11 protein-coding genes are annotated in these 17,999 nt (G+C 71.1%); 5 read left to right on the forward strand and 6 right to left on the reverse strand.

Annotation, left to right across the window (positions count from 1 at the left end):
- Positions 1 to 100: 100 nt before the first annotated feature.
- On the reverse strand, positions 101 to 337 hold the full coding sequence (locus WMF27_RS45985) for a hypothetical protein (protein WP_437762535.1): 237 nt from the start codon (positions 335 to 337) through the stop codon (positions 101 to 103).
- Here WMF27_RS45985 and WMF27_RS45990 point away from each other — a divergent pair.
- Positions 330 to 875, forward strand: a complete 546-nt coding sequence (locus WMF27_RS45990; protein ID WP_437762534.1) for a hypothetical protein — start codon at positions 330 to 332, stop codon at positions 873 to 875. The two genes, WMF27_RS45985 and WMF27_RS45990, sit on opposite strands and share 8 nt — an antisense overlap.
- Positions 876 to 889: 14 nt before the next feature.
- Here WMF27_RS45990 and WMF27_RS45995 read toward each other — a convergent pair whose 3' ends face one another.
- A complete protein-coding gene (locus tag WMF27_RS45995; protein ID WP_437762533.1) occupies positions 890 to 1,882 on the reverse strand; it encodes a fatty acid desaturase family protein in 993 nt (330 codons plus the stop codon).
- A gap of 189 nt (positions 1,883 to 2,071) precedes the next feature.
- On the opposite strand from WMF27_RS45995, the gene fumC reads away from it, so the two are divergent.
- Entirely contained in the window at positions 2,072 to 3,496 is a 1,425-nt protein-coding gene (gene fumC / locus WMF27_RS46000) for a class II fumarate hydratase (protein WP_437762532.1), read from the forward strand.
- A gap of 167 nt (positions 3,497 to 3,663) precedes the next feature.
- Here the strand turns inward: fumC and WMF27_RS46005 are convergent, their stop codons facing one another.
- From WMF27_RS46005 to WMF27_RS46015, 3 genes are all read right to left on the reverse strand, one after another.
- Positions 3,664 to 3,891, reverse strand: a complete 228-nt coding sequence (locus WMF27_RS46005; RefSeq protein WP_437762531.1) for a hypothetical protein — start codon at positions 3,889 to 3,891, stop codon at positions 3,664 to 3,666.
- A gap of 144 nt (positions 3,892 to 4,035) precedes the next feature.
- Positions 4,036 to 5,142: a hypothetical protein gene (locus tag WMF27_RS46010; protein WP_437762530.1), complete on the reverse strand. Its 1,107-nt coding sequence runs from the start codon at positions 5,140 to 5,142 to the stop codon at positions 4,036 to 4,038.
- Between the two features lie 219 nt (positions 5,143 to 5,361).
- A complete protein-coding gene (locus tag WMF27_RS46015; RefSeq protein ID WP_437762529.1) occupies positions 5,362 to 5,850 on the reverse strand; it encodes a hypothetical protein in 489 nt (162 codons plus the stop codon).
- Between the two features lie 450 nt (positions 5,851 to 6,300).
- Between WMF27_RS46015 and WMF27_RS46020 the strand changes: the two genes are divergently transcribed.
- Together WMF27_RS46020 and WMF27_RS46025 are read left to right on the forward strand one after the other, a co-directional pair.
- A complete protein-coding gene (locus WMF27_RS46020) occupies positions 6,301 to 7,773 on the forward strand; it encodes a porin (protein WP_437762528.1) in 1,473 nt (490 codons plus the stop codon).
- Positions 7,774 to 7,782: 9 nt separating this feature from the next.
- Positions 7,783 to 11,367 (forward strand): PHP domain-containing protein, encoded by a 3,585-nt coding sequence (locus tag WMF27_RS46025; RefSeq protein WP_437943685.1) that lies wholly within the window; start codon positions 7,783 to 7,785, stop codon positions 11,365 to 11,367.
- A gap of 82 nt (positions 11,368 to 11,449) precedes the next feature.
- Here the strand turns inward: WMF27_RS46025 and WMF27_RS46030 are convergent, their stop codons facing one another.
- Positions 11,450 to 16,576, reverse strand: a complete 5,127-nt coding sequence (locus tag WMF27_RS46030) for an AAA family ATPase (protein WP_437943686.1) — start codon at positions 16,574 to 16,576, stop codon at positions 11,450 to 11,452.
- Positions 16,577 to 16,841: 265 nt separating this feature from the next.
- Between WMF27_RS46030 and WMF27_RS46035 the strand changes: the two genes are divergently transcribed.
- Positions 16,842 to 17,786, forward strand: coding sequence for an alpha/beta hydrolase (locus WMF27_RS46035; RefSeq protein WP_437762525.1), 945 nt, complete (start codon positions 16,842 to 16,844; stop codon positions 17,784 to 17,786).
- Positions 17,787 to 17,999 lie beyond the last annotated feature (213 nt).

The following is a 17,999-nucleotide window of genomic DNA, read 5'->3' on the forward strand; positions in this document are numbered from 1 at the left end:
GCTCTGCCGTGCACAAGATCTACATCGTCCTTTCCGCAACATTCCTCGTCACCTCTACGGCCTGCTCGGATGAATCCGATTCCAGCGGTACGAGTAATGATCAGACCAGCAGCAGCACTTCGACCAGCAGCGCCTCGAGCGGCGGTACCGGAGGCAGCGGCGGGTCGGGGAGCTCGGGCGTCGGAGGAGGCGGCGCTGGTGGGGCGGGCGCGACGAGCGGCTCGGGCGGCGCAGGCGAGGGCGGCGCAGGCGAGGGCGGCGCGGGGACCGCAGGCGGGCCCGCTACCGGGGCCGGCGGGGACCCGGGCACGTCATCGCTGGGTTTCTTCGTGTCCACCCCGAGCGACAGCGGCGGCGATCTCGGCGGGATCGCCGGCGCGGACGCGACCTGCCAGGCGCTGGCGGCCGAGGTGGGCGCCGGCGGTCGCACGTGGCGCGCGTACCTGAGCACGAGCACGGAGAACGCCCGCGATCGCATCGGCAAGGGGCCCTGGGTCAACGCCAAGGGCGTCACGGTGGCCGCCAGTGTCGAGGCGCTGCACGCCCTGCCCGGGGGCAACCCGGAGCTCTTCGTCGATCACAAAGGCAACCCCATCAACGGCCAGTGGCAGGGCTCTCCCACGCCGAACGAGCACGACATCCTCACGGGCTCGGCGGCGGACGGCACGGCCCTGGCCGCCACGTGCAACGACTGGACGTCGTCCACCGCCACGCCTGGGCCGCAGGTGGGGCACTCCGACGGCCTCGGTCCGGGCATGAACGGCAGCGCCCCCTACAACTCGTGGAACTCGGTGCACGCTCCCGCCGGTTGCAGCCAGCAGCAGCTCGTGGCGGTGGGCGGCGCGGGCCGTATCTACTGCTTCGCCGCGGATTGAGCCCTTCGTCCAGCTCAGGCGGTGGCGCCGGGCTGGATGCCGTTCAGCGCCATCATCTTCCGCCGCTCGTCGTCCTTGTTGAGGCCGCGGTACCGCTCGTCGAGCTTCGAAATATCGAGCTTCAGGATACGGCCGTACAGCGAGAGGGCGATACCGACGATCGACGGGTGGCAGGCGGACTTCACCCGCTCATCGTAGTAGGGGTACGCCGCCTCGTGGAAGCTGCGCAGGTTGTAGAACGGGATGCCCGGGAACTTGTGGTGCTCGTTGTGGTACGTCACGTTGTTCCAGAGGAAGTTCGTGACGCGCGCGCTCGTCCCGTAGGTGCGAGAGCTGTAGGCGTCCTCCCCCGGGAGCATCTCGTAGTGCTCGATCATCGAGGTCACGCTGGCGAGGATGGCGCCGAAGACGAACGGCAGGACATAGAAGAAGAAGAACACCTGGAGCGGCATGACCCAGTAGAAGAAGGCCATGAGCCCGTAGAAGCCGAGGAGCTCCACGTTCATCTTGACGCGCTGGAGCGGCGACAGCCGCTTCACGTACCGCGCCATGCAGCCGAGGAAGTAGAGCGGATAGGCGAACGTGTAGACGGCGAGGAGCAGGAGCCTCGCGAGGACGGGGTTCCGCGTGTAATCCGTGACGACGAAGTTGTCGACGTCAGGGTACGTGTTCGCGATCTTGTGATGATGAAGGTGGTAGTTCGTGTACAGCGTCACGCTCATGCCGGTCGGCGCCCAGCAGAGCAGGGCGATGAGGTACGAGGTGAGCTTCGAGCGCGAGCAGCTGCCGTGGACGGCGTCGTGCGCCACGGCGCCGAGGCCGCGGACGAGGTTGGCGATCAACCACGAGCAGGCGACCCCGATCGGGATGGCGAGCGGGTGGTGCTGCGTCGCGTACAGCACCCACGTGACCGCGGCCCAGATGCCGAAATGAAGCGGGATCTTGAGCAGGTGAATCGGGTTGCGCCTGTAGGCAGCCTGCAGCAGCTCCCGCGGTACTGTGTCCATGCCGGCCATGCTGATCTCCGTGTTTCTCGCGCGTGCGCGGCCCGGAACTTCGCAAAAAACAGGCGGGAAAACAAGAGCACGCCCGCTTTTTGCCCCCGCGGCGCGAATGCGCCTACGCGCCTGCGCGGGCGCCGGCGACAGGGCTTCGCGCCGCTTGAGGGGCGCGTTCGCCGCCGCTAAGACGCGGCCATGGGGACGCGCATCGAGAAGGACAGCTTCGGGCCGATCGCGGTGCAGGACGACCGCTACTGGGGGGCGCAGACGCAGCGTTCCCTCGAGAACTTCCGGATCGGGGGCGAGCGCTTCCCGCGGGAGATGATCGCCGCGCTCGCCACCGTGAAGAAGGCGGCGGCGCTCGTGAACCGCGATCTGGGGCTCCTGCCGGCGGACAGGTGCGCGCTCATCGTCGCGGCGGCCGACGAGGTGATCGAGGGCAAGCTCGACGACCACTTCCCGCTCGTCGTCTGGCAGACGGGCAGCGGCACCCAGACCAACATGAACGTGAACGAGGTCATCGGGAACCGCGCGATCGAGATGAGCGGCGGCGTGATGGGCTCGAAATCGCCGGTCCATCCGAACGACGACGTGAACAGGTCGCAGAGCTCGAACGACGTGTTCCCGACGGCCATGCACGTCGTCGCCGCGCTCCAGATCGAGCGCCGCCTGCTCCCGGAGGTCCGCCGGCTGCGCGAGACCCTGGCGCAGAAGAGCGCGGCGTTCGCGGACATCGTCAAGATCGGCCGCACCCACCTGCAGGACGCGACGCCGCTCACGCTCGGGCAGGAGTTCTCCGGCTACGTGGCGCAGCTCGACGCCGGCATCGCCGCGGTAGAGCGCGCGCTCCCGCCGCTCCACGAGCTGGCGCTCGGGGGCACGGCGGTCGGGACGGGGCTCAACGCCCACCCGGAGTTTCCGGTGAAGGTCGCCGCCAAGATCGCCGAGCTCACGGGGGCGCCCTTCGTCACCGCGCCGAACAAGTTCCAGGCGCTCGCGTCGCACGACGCCCTCGTCGCGGCGCACGGCGCCCTGAAGGCGCTGGCGTGCGGCCTGACCAAGATAGCGAACGACGTCCGCTGGCTCGCGAGCGGGCCGCGCTGCGGGATCGGCGAGATCACGATCCCGGAGAACGAGCCGGGCAGCTCGATCATGCCAGGGAAGGTGAACCCCACCCAGGCCGAGGCGATGACGATGCTGTGTGCGCAGGTGCTCGGCAACGACGTCGCGGTCGGCATCGGCGGGGCGAGCGGCAACTTCGAGCTCAACGTGTACAAGCCGCTCATCGTGCACAACGTGCTGCAGTCGATCCGGCTGCTGGCCGACGGCTGCGCGTCGTTCGAGGAGCACTGCGCGCGGGGCATCGAGCCGAACCGCGAGCGCATCGAGCGGAACCTGCGCGACAGCCTGATGCTGGTGACCGCGCTGAACCCGCACGTGGGGTACGACAACGCAGCGAAGATCGCCAAGAAGGCGCACGCCGAGGGCACCACGCTGCGCGACGCGGCGCTCGCGCTGGGGGTCCTCGATGGCGAGGCGTTCGATGCGATCGTGCGGCCGGAGAGGATGATCGGGCCCTCGGCGGAGGGGGCGGGCGGGGCCGGGGCGAAGAAGGGGTAGCGCCGGGCTTCCCGGCCCGAGGGCCGCCGGGTGACCCTCCTCGGGTCGTGGCCCGGAGCGCGCCCGGAGCGGCTCAAAAGCCGGTAGGCTGGCCGTTGGGCGTAATATCCATGTCAAAAAATGTGAGGCTCGTGAAAGGTAAGGTTGTCGTCGAGGATAAATTTACCTCATTGGAGGAGGCAGTTATCAAAGCCAGGTATGGGAGCAAGAGCGTGTTTGAGTTTTGGAGAGCCAATCATGCGTCCTTGTCGTTCCTGAAAGAGCTGAGCGGTATTGAAGACCTGAGCTTCGTGAATGCAAAAATCGAAGATCCTTCTCCTGCCCGTCCCGTCGGTGGCGTCCAGCAGGAGAAGGGCGGCAGCGCCGTCTGGCACGTCCGTGAGCGGGACGGACATGAAGGGCCCTTTTCTCTTCATGAAGGCGGTCGCGCGGTCGACGGCGGGAACCACATCCGCGGGCTGCACAGCTCCCTCGACGTGCTGAGCCGCGGCGCGAGCAGCGCCCCGTGGCTCGGCGGAGACCCGCGACGATCCGGTCGCTCAGCGCACCTCGCGTGTTGCCGCCGTGGGCGTCGGGACGTAGTAGCCGCGGGCGAACAACACGACGTGTCCTCCCGCGTCGAACACCAGATCGAGCGCATCGCCCTGGCGCAGGACGTGAGGACGCCCGCCCGCGGCGCAGTACGCAGGGCTCGGCGTGACGTCGCAGCTGCGGGGGTGGATCCGCGCGCCGCCTGCCTCGACGAACACCTCGTCGAGGAACGTCACCTCGGCCTTCTCCTCGGAGATCCGGATCGTGATCGGCCCGGCGCCGTGGTCCCCCAGATCGAGCGACTGCACCGTCGCCGCGCGCGCGCCGCGCACGTCGCGGAGGATCTCGCCGAGCCTGCGTGACCTGCCGGCGTCGAGCACGTCGACGTAGGGGCACGCCGCGAGCTCGTCGCACACCTGCACATGGCGCGTCGGCTTGCGGCCGCTCTCGACCATCTTGGTCCCGGCGGCGTCGAGCCGAAACGTGACCTGCTCCCTCGCGACCCTCTTCGCCCCTGCGACGCGGTCGCACGCCGTCCACCCGTCCTCGATGTAGCGGGCGGTCCCATCGCCGGGGAACTGGAGCTCGTTGATGCCATACGCGCCGATCACCTCATCGAGCACGGGCACGAGCGAACCCTTGTGCAGCACGTAGACGCGGTAGCGATCCGGCGGATCCTCGAGGTCGGCCGTGGGCGCGGCGAACGAGACGCCCCGTCGCTTGCCGCCCAGATCGACGATCTCGAGCCGGGCCTGCTGCTTCCAGTACACCTCGGGGCTCGGCTCGATCTCGACATGGATCGATGTGGCGCCGGCCGACAACACTCCGCCGGCGCGCAGCGTGATCTGCTCGTCGCCGGGCACGCCGTCGATGTCGCCCGCGGTGGAGAGCAACACGGCCGCCGGCTCCGGCGCCGCGCCGTGCCCTGCGTCGGCCCCCTCGGTCGCCGTCGACTCGGGTGTGTCCGGCGAGGGGGCGCCGACCGGTGCAGCCACGATCGTGTCGGCCGGCTTCGGCGGTTGCGCGATGACCGGCGAAGGTGTCGGCTGGCACGCCTGATTGCACGCGGCGGCCGCGAGCGCGATGACAAGCAGGATGGCAGAGCGATGGTGCATGGAGGAGCTGCGCCGAGGCGCCAGGACAGGAGATTCGGATACCTGGGGAACGTCAAGCCCGGGTGGTGGCCTAATTTGCCCCGGAGTGATTCACATGAGGGCGGGAAAACGGGAGGATTATTGATCTTTTCTTCCCGCCTTCCCGCCTTCATGTTCAAATTGCTCCACCACCATGTCGAGAGCCTCCGGTCGGAGATTCTTCTCAACCGGGAGGCTGGACTAAGGAACGGCCCACGGCAGCCGTACCCGTGCGCCGGGAAGGATCCCCTGCTCGCCAGGCAGGTTCCAGACCACCGGTGACACGGGCAGCACCACCGGCGCGAGCGTCACCTCATAGCGGCCCAGCTCGAATGTCGCGCCCGCCTCCGGAAACCCCTGCGTCGGGTCGTCGAGCGCCACCAGCGCCTCGGGATCCTCAAGAATGTCGGAGGACGGAAGCGCCGGCGCGCTCACCTGCGGCAGATCGGTCACCCGCTGTAGCGCCTCGTCGACCACACGCTTCCAGTTACGTCCCATCTGCGCGGACGGAAGCTCCGCTGCGAGCGCCTCCAACCGCGCCTTGAACTGTGCGTCGGACAGCACCGTCGCAGTCCGCTCTGCGGGCGACCGGGGCGGCGGCCCGACCTCCTGCGCCTGCGCCAGGCCAGGCGCAGCCAGCACCGCAAGCAGCGCCACGGCCGCGCCGTGCGCTTTCCTGCACACCCTCATTCACCACCTCCTTTGCGCGCCTTCGCGCGGCTGACGGACATCCAGCGAGAGGTCGACCGCGCGGAGCGCCGGCTACTCCGGCCTTCCGCGCGGCGGCGGGGCGAGCCCGCCTCCGGGAACGGGCGGCGATCGACGTCGAGCGCCGCGGGGTTCGGGAGCAATCAGTGTACGCCCATCGCAGCTGCCCGGAAAGGGCAACACGCCTGGTGCGCGCGGGTGCGAGGCGGCGCGTTGACACCCTGTCGACACGTGCGATAGACGAAGGCGCCTGCCGGCGGTGCTGTTGCCGAGTTCGTCGCGATTCCTCTCGCCCGCCGGCCAGCACGGACGCCAATGACACCTTGCGCATGGACTCGTCGCGGTGCGGATCCTCGATGTGCCCGGCCGCGGCGCCGCGGGGGCAGAACGGCGCCGGACGGCGCTGCGTTCGCCCCGATCCTCCTGGCAGCGGTGGCGCTCTGGTGTCCGCAGGCCAGCGCGCAGCCCGCCCAGCGGCTGCCAGCCCAGCCTCCGGCCGCCGACGCGCTCCCGGTTCCCCCGCCCGCGGCGCCGACCATCCCGGTCGCGCCAGCCATCCCGGTCGCGCCGCCGCCCGGCGCGGCTCCCCCCGGCGGCGCGCCGGCCACGCCGCCTGCCGGAACTGCGCCGCCGAGCGGCGCGCCGGCCACGCCACCTGCCGGGGTCACCCCCGGCACCCCCGCGGCCACGCCGGACGCACCGCCTGCCGCTGTCGCGCCGTCCGCTGTCGCCGCACCCGGAGCACCCGCCGAAAGCGCGTCGCCGGCAGGCGCCGCGCCGTCCAGCGCCGCGCCGCCCGCCGCGATCGCGGCCGCGCCGTCACCTGCCGGGGCGGCCGCCGCGCCGTCCGCGGATGAGCCGCCGTTCCAGGTCGCGATCGGCCGCCTCGCGCTCTCTCCCCTCGTGCTCGTGCAGGCGCAGGCCGTCCCCTACGTGGGCGAGGACGCCTTCCTCCAGGCGGGGGACGTCGCCGAGGGGCAGGGGTTCCGCTTGCGGCGCGCCCGCGTCGGCTTCGCGGGGAGGCTCGCCGGGTACGTGCCGTTCGCGATCTCGGGCGAGCTCGCCGGGGGCGCGGACGGCTCGGCGCGGCTCTCCGAGGCGTGGATCGGCTACGCCCACTTCCCGTTCGCGAACCTCTATTTCGGCGCGCACGACGTGCCGTTCAGCCGCTCCGCGATGGCCGGCGCCGGCGAGGGCGCGCTCATCGAGCGGCCCCTCGCCGTGCGCGCCATGGCGCCCTCCCGCCAGGTCGGGCTCCACGTCGAGGGGCACTTCCGGGGCAGGGCGTTCAGCTACTTCGCCGGCATGTTCAACGGCTTCCAGCGCTCGGATCAGTTCTTCGCCGGCTATGTCGAGAACGCGGCGAGCTTCGGCAACCGCTTCGACCACATCGCCTACGTCGCGCGGCTCGCCACCGAGCCGCTCGGCCCCCTCCCTCGCTCGGTGCAGGACCTCGCCGTCTCGCGCCTCCGCGTCGGCGCAGGCGCGAGCTACTTCTTCAGCGACGGCGGGACGCGCGACATCCACGGCATCGGCGCCGACGTCCTGGTCCAGGCCGCGGGCGCGCACGCGCTGGCCGAGCTCCTCTGGAACCAGAGCGACCCCGAGAGCACCCCGACGCAGCCGCTCGGCCAGCTCGCCCCGGTCACGTCGATAGGGCTCGTCGGCGAGGTGGGCTATTTCGTGAGGCGCATCAAGCTCGGGGTGAGCGCGCGGTTCGAGTGGCTCGATCCCAACCTCGACCTCCTGGACGAGACGGACAGCTGGGCCCTCACCGCCGGCGCGAGCTACCACTTCATCGACAACACGCTCAAGGCGCAGGCCGACTTCACCCACCGGCAGGAGCGCCACGGCGTCCCGCTCGACAACGACGCCGTGGCGCTGCAGCTGCAGCTCAACCTCTAGCGGCCCGCCATGCGAAGACGCCGCTCCGCCCTCGCCCTGCCCGCGCCGCGCGGCGCCCTCGGCCTCGCCGGCCTCGTCGGCCTCGCCGGCCTGGTCGGCCTCGTCGGCCTGGTCGGTTGCGACGATCCGAACCTCCTGCGCGCCAAGCCGATCGAGAACCGGTTCGAGCTGGTCGGCGGCCCGGTGGCGATGGCCGATGTCGGCGATTTCCTGCTGGAAAACGACGAGATCCGGGTCGCGATCCTCGGCCCGCGCCACTCGCCGGGGCCGGGCGTCTACGGCGGCTCGCTGGTCGACGCCGACCTGCGCCGCCCCGATCCGCGCTTCGCGAGCGCGTCGGGCCGCGACCGCTTCGCCGAGTCGTTCCCGGTCGCCAACCTGCTCGTGCCCGATCCGGGCGCCACCGAGGTCTTCGTGGTCGACGACGGCTCCGATGGGCAGGAGGCGATCGTCCGGGTCGAGGGCGACGGCGGCTTCCTCTTCCACGCGCTCGGCGTGCTGGAGACCCAGGAGGACCTGCTCGGCCTCCTGTTCGACGGCCTCAAGCCGGCGATGCGCTTCCGCACCGACTACGTCCTGCGCCCGGGCGAGCGGTTCGTCACGATCCGCACGACGCTCCTCCTGCCGGACGAGGTGCTCGGGTGCCCGAGCGTCGCCTCGTGCGCGCTCGAGTGCGAGGACGGCCTCGCGGCGGGCGACGACGGCTGCCCCGCGTGCGCCTGCGGGGAGCCGCTCTCGCTCGACAACTACGCGGGCCCCTCGGACATCTTCAGGGGCATCCTTGGCGACGAGCGGAACGGAGCTCCCGAGCGGAAGGGCGGGATCGTCGCCGGCGATTTCGTCTTCTTCGGCAACCAGAACGACATCTTCGGCCCCGGCATGGGCTTCGACGAGGAGAAGGCGGTGTTCGACGCCCTCTTCGCCGGCCGGGACACGTTCCAGCAGCCGCTCAGCTTCGACTTCGTCGCCGCGGCGGGCGGCGACGTCAGCTACGGCTATTTCACGAAGGCGCCGGAGGGCGGCCCGCCCTCCACGGTCAACGTCCCCGTCTTCACGAGCGCGGCGACGGCCTTCCTGAGCGCCGGCCGGAGCTGCCTCGCGGCGGGCTCCGACGACGAGGCGTGCGACCGGAAGCGGTCGTTCACCTACGAGCGCTACTTCGCCGTGGGCGAGGGCGACGTCGCGAGCGTCGCCGAGGTGGTGTACGGCGCCCGGGGCACGCCGACAGGAGCGCTCGAGGGCGCCGTGCGGTGGCGGTCGACGGGCGCGCCCGTGCCGAACGCGCGCGTCCACGTCTTCCGCGACCCCGACCCGGGCGCCGCCTTCGCGAGCGTCGACGCGCTTGTCGAGGCGAACCTCGCGCGCTCGGGGGACGTGGGGCTGCTCAGCTCCATCGACGCCGACCTCGGGCTCGATCCGGTGGAGGACGGCGACTTCCACGCGCGGCTCCCGCCCGGCGGCTACCTGCTCGTCGCCGAGAACCCCGAGGGCACCGCCGTGTCGGCGCCGATCCGCGTGGCGCTCGGCGCCGGGGCCACGGTCTCGGTGGCGGCGGAGCTGCCGAGCCCCGCGCGGCTCGCGTACCGGGTGGTCGACGAGGGCGGCCGGCTCGCGCCCGCCAAGCTGACGTTCGTCGCGCTCGACGCCGCGGGGCGGCCGCTCGAGGGCGACGGGACGAGGCGGGTCTACCTGGGCCACGGCCGCCTCGGCAGCGGCGTCCGGCAGATCGAGCGATCGGCGACGGGCGAGGGCGCTGTCGAGATCGAGCCCGGGCGCTACCGCGTCCTCGCCACGCGCGGGCCCGAGTTCGGCCGGTTCGAGGTCCCCGACCTCGAGGTGCGCGCCGGGGAGGTCCGGCGGATCGAGGCGGTCGTTCCGCGCGAGGTCGACTCGACGGGCTGGATGTCGATCGACATGCACCTGCACCAGCGCCCGAGCTTCGACAGCGGCCTGCCGCTCGAGGAGCGGGTGACCTCGGCGGTCGTCGAGGGGCTCGACGTCGCGGTGACCACCGACCACGACGTGCACACGGATCTCGCGCCCGCGGTGAGGCAGCTGGGGCTCGAGCCGCACCTGAAGACGGCGGTCGGCGCCGAGGTCTCGACGCTCGAGCTCGGGCACTTCATCGGCTTCCCGCTCCGCTACGACGAGCTCGACGTGCCGGATCACGGCGTCTTCGACTGGGTGTGCCGCGCGGGCGGGGACGTGATCGACGGGGTGCGCGGCACGGCGGCGGAGGGCGAGGACGCGCTCGTGATCGTCGCTCACCCGCGCGACGGGTTCATCGGGTACATCGACCAGCTCGGCGTCGACCCCTTCACGCTGCGCCGGTCGATCCCGACGCTCGAGGCGAGCAACCCGCTGTTCCAGGCGGGCAGCTGCGATTTCGACGCGATGGAGGTCTTCAACGGGAAGCGGCTCGATCTGCTCCGGACCCCCACCGTGCAGGAGGTCGTCGATTTCAACCGGTGCCTGTCCCGGATCGACGCCGCGACGGACGAGGCGTCGCTCCGCGCGGCGTGCGCCGAGCTTCCTTTCGGCCTGCCGGCGTGCAAGCCCGGCGAGCGGTACGCGGCGTGCCAGCAGCGCGCCCGCTCGGCGCTCGCCTGGAGCGTGACCAAGCGGATCCTGACGAGGACGCCCGAGGAGCAGGACGCCGTCTGGGACTTCGACAGGACCGCGGCCGACGGGGAGGCGCTCTGTCTGGGAGGCGAGGGCGGCGCGGTCCCGCCGGAGGACGCGGATCGGCCGTGCACCTTCCACGCGGGCCAGGTCGACGACCTGTTCCGCTACCTCGACCACGGCTTCTCGCCGACGCAGGTGGGGAGCAGCGACAGCCACGGCGCCTCGCTGGAGCCGGGCTTCCCGCGCACCTATTTCCGCTCGCGGACCGACCAGCCGGCGGCGCTCGATCTCGCCGAGGCGACGGCGTCGCTCCGCGCGGGCAGCGCGTTCGCTACCTACGGGCCGTTCGTCCGCGCGAGCGTGGGCGGCGCGACGTTCGGCGGCGTGGCGCGCGTCGAGGGCGACACGGTGCCGCTCGATCTGCGGATCGAGACGGCGAGCTGGTTCGGCGTGGATCGCGTCGAGGTCTACGTGAGCGGCCGCCTGGTCCGGGTGCTCGAGCCGCCCTCGGGGCCGTCGGCGATCGTGGACGTCGACGAGCGGCTCGTGTTGCCGGCGCCGCCGTCGGACGGCTGGGTCGTGGTGGTGGCGATGGGCCTGCGCGACGAGAACCTCCTCACGCCGGTCGCGCTGCCTGTGTCGTTCGGCGAGCTCCAGCTGCCCCGGGTCGCGAGCCTCGCGTTCACGCAGGTCAAGGCGCTCTCCCGGTTCTTCACGGCGTCGCCCCCGGTCCCCGACTGGTACCCGGTGGCGCCCTACGCGGTCACGAACCCCATCTTCCTGGATCGCGACGGCAACGGCGTCTACGACGCCCCGCGCGGCCCGCCCCCGTTCTGCGCGAGGCCGTGCGACCCGGCCGTGCTCGATCCGTCGCAGTGCCCGGAAGGGCAGCAGTGCCTGGTGAACGAGCGCGTCTGCGGGATCTTCGTGCTGGGCCGCTGCGAGGACAACAAGCAGGCGTCGCCCTAGCGCCCGAAAGGTGGCCGCGCGCGCGCGCGGCCCGCGCAGACCTCACCGACGGGCGGGGGCGGCGGCGGAGCGCGCCGCGCGCTCAGCGGGGGCGTGCGCCAGGGGCCGGCGTGATCGCGTGGGCGATGGCGCTCTGGAGCGTCGAGCGGGTGACGAGGCCTCGGAGATCGATCCCGCCCTGCGTGAGCGCGCGGGCGACCTCCGGCTGCATCCCGGTCAAGATCGCCTGCGCGCCGAGCAGCCGCAGCGCCGAGGCGGTGCGGATCAGCGAGTCGGCGACCCCGGCGTCGACGCGCTTCAGGCCCGTGATGTCGATGATCACGGTGGACGGGTTGTGGCGCTCCACCCCGGCGAGGGTCGCCTCCAGCACCTGCGCGGCGCGCGCCGCGTCCATCGTCCCGATGAGCGGCAGGACCAGGACGCGATCGGTGATCGGGATGATGGGCGTCGCCATCTCCGAGAGGCGCAGCCGCTGCACGCCGATGATCTCCTCCTGGAGCGCTGCCCGGGCCTGCTCGGCGCGCTCGCGCTCGCGGAGCTCCTCGAGCAAGAGCTCGTTGGCCCGGTTCACCTCGTCTGCCTTCTGCGACAGGCGCTCGTTGACCGAGAACAGCTCCTCGGTGCGCCGCTGCACCTCGCTCTCGAGCCGATCGTTCATGTCGCGGTGCCTGTCGGACACCTCCTGCAGCCGGCCGTAGAGCTGCGCGTTCTCGAGCGCCGCCGCGACCTGCGCGCCCAGGAGGCGGAGCAGCTCGGTCTGCTCCGGGGTGAAGGCGCCGCTCGCGAGCGTGTTCTCCACGTACAGCACGCCCGTGAGCCGGTTCTGGTGGACGAGCGGGAGGCCCATCACCGACTTGGGCCGGCGCGCGGCGAGGTAGGGATCCGCCGCGAAGCGAGGGCTCGCCGCGGCGTCGTCCAGGGTGAGCAGCTCTCGCGTGCGCGCCACGTAGTGGACCACGCTGACCGGCAGGGCCGACGACTCCTCCAGAGGACGCCGGAGGTCCACCTCGATCGACTCCGGATCGATGGTGACGGACGCCTCGATGAACAACCGCTCTTCGCGCGCGAGCACCAGGAAGCCGCGCTGGCCGCCGGCGCTCGCGAGGACGGCGCGCATCACGCGGTCGAGCGCCTTGCCGAGCACGAGCTCGCTGGAGATCGCGTGCGTCGTCTGCAGCACCGCCGCGACGTCGGCGAGCTTGTGGAGGAGCGGGTGGCTCACCGACATCGAGCTCGTCCTCGCGGCGGCCTTCTCGTGCTCCGCCGCGGGCCCCCGAGCGATGGGGAGCGGGTCGAGCCCGTGCTGCCGGATCAGCTCCGTGGCCTTTCGCTCTGCCCCCCACTGCCGGTAGGCGTGCATCGCGGCGTCCAGGTAGAGCGTGGCGATGCGCCGCCGGCCCTTGCGAGCGTAGTACAGGCCGGCCAGCTCCGACGCGAGCGCCTCGTACTGCACGAACTCGCTCTGGCGGGCGGCGTCGATGGCGTCGTCGTAGTGCCCCATCGCCTCGACGTCGCGGCCGGCGGCGCGCGCCGCCTCGGCCAGGACCAGGACGAGTTTCACGCGGAAGTTGTCGGGGCAATGGCGGGCCCAGAGCTCGAGCTTCTCGAGCGACGCGGAGAGCGCCGCGGCGTGCCGCTCGCGCTCGCGCTCGTCGCGCTCGCCGAGCGCGACCAGCGTGAGCGCGAGATAGAGGTGGTAGGTCGCCTCGATCGGCATCGCCATGACGGCCCCGAGCACCGGGCGCGCCGCCTCCGCGGCGGCGAGCGCCTCCTCGGGGCGGCCGTGGGAATAGAGGAGGATGAGCCGGATGATGTGATAAAAGGCGATCCCGCACCCGAAGCTCGCCCGGGTGAGCGCGGCCAGGCACGCTTCTTCCGAGAATTCGGCAAGGCCCTCCTCGTTCAGCGAGGCGTCGGCCGCCGTGAGCCCCTTCAGGCTGCGCAGGAACTGCTGCTCCAGCCGGATCGTCTCGAGGACGGCGTGATTGCCTGTCTTGCGCGCGAACGACGCGAAGCGCTCGGCGACGCGGTCGACCTCCGCCAGCGGATCGCCCTTCTCGTAGACCTGCCAGACGGTCTCGAAGGCCAGGTAGCTCGCGTACACCAGGTCCCCGGCCTCGATGCACGCGAGGAACGCCCGCTCCAGGATGGGGAGATCGTTCCGGATGTGCTGGACCCAGAAGTTGATGTGATCGCCGTGGAGGTGCAGCAGCGTCCCCCGCAGCGAGACGTCCCCGAGCTTCTCGTTCAGCCGGATCGACATCTCCGAGAAGCGGAATCCCGACGGGATATCGCCGAACGCCGCGACAAGCATGAACCCGTAAACGCTGTAGGCGAAGCACGACGCCTCGGTGTTGCCGTGCCGCAGCGACAGGTTCAGCATCTTCAGCGCGATGAGCGGGAACACGCCCGGCCGCCCGATGTACGCGCAGGGAGCGCAGTCGGCGAGCAGGTTGATGACCGCGCGGATCTGCTCGTCGGCGAGCCGCGGCGCGTGCAGGATGTCCTCGATGCTCCTGCCCGCCATGCTCTCCGGGATCTGCGCGACCTCGGCGGAGACGGCGGCGCCGATCTCCTCGCTCGCCCCCGGGATCTCGACGCCGAACAGGCGCAGCGCCTCCTGTCCGACGGTGACGCCCTCGTCGTAGCGGCCGGCGACCTGATAGAGCTTCATCCGCAGGCTCTGGACCCGCGCCCGATCGAGGTCCGACGCCGCCACCTCGAGCAGCCGCTGGAACAGCGCCTCGGCCTCGGTGAAGCGGCCGCACAGGTACTCGCACTCGGCCGCCTCGAGCGTGAGCGCCCAGCGCAGCGCGTGATCCCCCGCGGCGCCGTCGTCCCCGAGCGCGCTCCGCCCGGCGCTGAAGTACTCCGCCGCGGTCCCGTAGGCGGTCGAGCCCTTGGCCTTCCTCCCGGCGCGCAGGTTCAGGCGCGCGAGCAGATCGCGCTCGCCGGGATCGGCGATGAGGGCGGCACCATAGTTAAGATGGTTTACCGTGTCGAAGAGCTGCTCTTCCTGCGGCTCGTCGCGCTGGCTGGCCAGCATCAGACGGCCGACGCGCAGGTGGGCGGCGCATCTGTGCTCTTCCGCGATGAGGGCATAGGCCGCCTGCTGGACGCGATCGTGCAAGAACTGGTAGGAGACGGCGAGCGACGCGCCGGTCGCGGGCTCGCCCTGGGAGGGGTCTTCCGCGTGCACGAGCCGGTAGTCGGCGTCGATGGGGAGCAAGACCCCTTCCTGCATGGCCGCCCAGAGATCCTGCGCCGCCTGCGCGGCCGGCTGCTCGGAGATCGTCGCGAGCGTGCGCAGGTCGAACCGGTGCCCGATGCACGCGGCGAGCGTCAGGGCGCGCTGGGTGGGCGGCGCGAGCCTCTGCAGCTTGGCGATCATGAAGTCGACGACGTTGTCCGTCACGGCCCGCGACTCGATGGCTGCGAGATCCCATGTCCATCTGCCGGTCTCCGGATCGCAGAGGAGGAGCCCGTCGTCGCCCAGCATGCGCAGGAACTGCCCCATGAAGAACGGGTTGCCCAGCGTCTTGTCGTGGATGAGCTCGGAGAGCTGGGCGACGTCCTGCGCCGCGCGGCCGAGGGCGTCCGAGGCGAGCGCCGTCACGTCGCCCTGCGAGAGCGGAGCGAGGGGGATGTCGGTCACGGCCGCGCTCGCGGCGCGGACGGCGTCGAGGGTGATGACGAGCGGGTGCGCCGGGCTCACCTCGTTGTCGCGGTAGGCCCCGACGACCAGGAGATGGCGTGTGTCGGCGTCGGTGAGCAGGAGCCTGAGCAGCCTGAGCGACGCCGGGTCCGCCCACTGGAGGTCGTCGAGGAACAGGACCAGCGGGTGCGACGGCGCGGCGAACACGCCAAGGAAGCTCCGGAACACCATGTCGAAGCGGTTCTGCGACTCGGAGGGGCCGAGCGCCGCGACGGCGGGCGCCTCGCCGACGATGAGCGCGAGCTCGGGGATGAGGTCGACGAGGAGCCCGGCGTTCGGGCCGAGCGCCGCGCCGAGCTCCGCTCTCCAGCGGGCCAGCGCGTCTGTCCGCTCGGAGAGGAGCTGCTGCACGAGCCCCCTGAACGCCTGGACGACCGAGGCGCAGGGCACGCCGCGGTTCAGCTGATCGAACTTGCCGTGGGCGAAGTGGCCGCCGACCCTGGCGATGGCCTTGTAGGTCTCGTGGACCAGCGCGCTCTTGCCGACGCCGGAGTAGCCGGAGACGAGCACGAGCTCCGCGGCGCCCGCGCGGGCCCGCTCGAAGGCGGCCAGGAGCCGGTCCCGCTCCGCGTCCCGGCCGTAGATCTTCTGCGGGACGCGCAGCTCGTGGCTGCGATCGCGCTGACCGACGGGGAAGGGGTGGACCCGGCCTGTCTGCTCGAGGGAGCGGAGGCACTCCGCGAGGTCTGCCTTGACGCCGTACGCGCTCTGGTAGCGGTCCTCGGGCGCCTTGGCGAGGAGCTTCATGACGATCTCGGAGACCGGCCGGGGGACATCCCCGCGGAGCTCGTGCGGCGGGGCGGGCTGCCGCGCGATGTGGCTGTAGAGGACGTCTAGCGGATCGCCGTCCGGGAACGGCAGGGCTCCGGTCAGCATTTCATACAGCGTGACACCGAACGAGTAGAGGTCGGCGCGGTAATCGATGCCCCTGTTCATGCGCCCTGTCTGCTCGGGCGACATGTACGCGAGCGTGCCTTGCAGGGTGGACGCCGAGGTCGACTGCTGGAACTCCTGCTTGAGCCGCGACGAGGCGCCGAAGTCGATGAGCGTGGCGCGGCGCAGGTCCGAGCTGACGATGATGTTGCTGGGATTGATGTCCTTGTGGGTGACGTGACAGCGGTGCACGGCGCCGATGGCGTCGGCGATCGCCGCCGAGAGCGCCAGCGCCGCGCGGAGATCCAGCCGGCGATCGTCGAGGATCGCCCTCAGGGTCGTGCCCTCGACCGCCTCCGTGACGAGGGCGAGGCCGCCGCGCGTCCTCTCGAGCGAGCACACCCTCACCACGGACTCGAGATCCAGATCGCGCAGGAGGCTGAACTCGTGCCGCAGCAGGGCGAGATCGCGGACGCTCGGGTGCTCCCCCTTCAGCGTCTTGATGACGACCGGCCGCTGATCCGCGGCGCGGCGCCCGCGGTAAACGTGGGTCTTGCCGCCCTCATGGATCAGCTGCTCGACGACGTGTCCTGGCAGATCGAACGGTGCTGTGGCGGTCATACGTCCTTGCGCTCCACCTCGTGATCGCCTCGCCCGCGCGTAGCGTGCGGCCGATTACGTCCGGGGAGGACCAGTATAGGATGGCCTCTGCGGGTTGACTCGTGGAATGCAAAGGAGGGTGGCTCGATGTGTGCTGTGTCACGCTTCCACGTCATGTTGGGTGTCGTCGTGGGTGGCGCGGAGCGCGGGCGCGCGGCGCGGCGCAGCCTTCTTGGAGGGCTCGCGCGGCCGGTGTTACGGTCGGCGGTGCGTGAGGGAGGCAACCGTGCGCGAACGAAACGTGGAGCTTTCGACCGCCGGGATCCGACTCGCCGGCACCGCCTGCGTGCCTTCGGGCGCGGGACGTTTCCCCACGGTGCTGATGATCCACGGCAGCGGGCCGCTCGACCGCGATGAGAACATGCCGGGGCAGCGCCTCGACGTGTTCAACGCCATCGCGCGTCACCTCGCGGCTGCCGGCATCGCGAGCGTGCGCTACGACAAGCGCGGCTGCGGCAAGAGCACCGGCGACTACCACCTCGCGGGTTGCGGCGAGCTCGTGCACGATGCGGGCGCGTTCTTCGACGCGCTGCCGGGGTACGATTTCTGCGATCCATCACGGAGGTTCTTGCTCGCGCACAGCGAGGGGTGCGTGTTCGCGCCGCTGCTCGCGATCGAGCGACCGGCGGTCGCGGGGCTTTTGCTGTTGTGTCCCTTCATCGACAATGCCGAGCTTAGCCTGCTGCAACAGGCCCGGCAGATCGAGCAGGACCTCGCCGAGGTGCGGGGGGTCTGGGGCGCGGCCCAGCGCTTCCTGTTCGGGCTCGGCGGCAGTCCGATCGAGCGGCAGAAGCGGCTGATCCAGCGCATCAAGGCGTCGGACTCGGCGACGATCCGCTTAGGTCTCCAGCGCTTCCCGGCGAAATGGCTGCGCGAGCTGATGGCCATCGAGCCGCGCGAGATCTTCTCTCGTGTCGCGTGTCCGATGCTGCTCATCGGCGGCGAGAAGGACGTGCAGTGTGACCCGGGCGCCGTCGAGCGGATCGCGGAGGTCGCGCGCGGCGAGGTCGAGCGGCACGTGATCGCCAACCTGACGCACATCTTGCGGAGCGACCCCGGCCCTCCGTCGTTGTTCGGTGCGCACAAGCGCATCGGCGACCCGCTGGATCCCGCGGTGCTGTCGCTGATAACGGACTGGCTGAGGGCGCGCCAGCGCCAGATTGCCGGTTGAGCTCACGGCCAGTCGCCCGCGGCGAGGCGCTCCGGTCGCCTGACCGAAACTCGAGGTGATTCCACGCGGGCGACGCGGTGCCGGTGGCTAGTTCCGCCCGTCAGAGGTCCGGCCAGGGATCCGGAGAGAGATTTTAACGCAAAGTCGCAAAATCGCAAAAAAGAGCAGATTCAATTGTATTTCTGCGTCTTTGCGCCTTTGGCGTCTTTGCGT

The sequence above is a fragment of the Sorangium sp. So ce281 genome, assembly GCF_051527395.1.
GTDB lineage: Bacteria > Myxococcota_A > Polyangia > Polyangiales > Polyangiaceae > Sorangium > Sorangium cellulosum_B.

What these genes read in the sequence shown, in the direction of transcription:
- fumC (WP_437762532.1), top strand. Translation starts at nt 2,072, where the DNA reads ATGGGGACGCGCATCGAGAAGGACAGCTTCGGGCCGATCGCGGTGCAG.
- WMF27_RS46025 (WP_437943685.1), top strand. Translation starts at nt 7,783, where the DNA reads ATGCGAAGACGCCGCTCCGCCCTCGCCCTGCCCGCGCCGCGCGGCGCC.
- WMF27_RS45995 (WP_437762533.1), bottom strand. Translation starts at nt 1,882, where the DNA reads ATGGACACAGTACCGCGGGAGCTGCTGCAGGCTGCCTACAGGCGCAAC.
- WMF27_RS46030 (WP_437943686.1), bottom strand. Translation starts at nt 16,576, where the DNA reads ATGACCGCCACAGCACCGTTCGATCTGCCAGGACACGTCGTCGAGCAG.
- WMF27_RS46010 (WP_437762530.1), bottom strand. Translation starts at nt 5,142, where the DNA reads ATGCACCATCGCTCTGCCATCCTGCTTGTCATCGCGCTCGCGGCCGCC.
- WMF27_RS46005 (WP_437762531.1), bottom strand. Translation starts at nt 3,891, where the DNA reads ATGTCCGTCCCGCTCACGGACGTGCCAGACGGCGCTGCCGCCCTTCTC.
- WMF27_RS46015 (WP_437762529.1), bottom strand. Translation starts at nt 5,850, where the DNA reads ATGAGGGTGTGCAGGAAAGCGCACGGCGCGGCCGTGGCGCTGCTTGCG.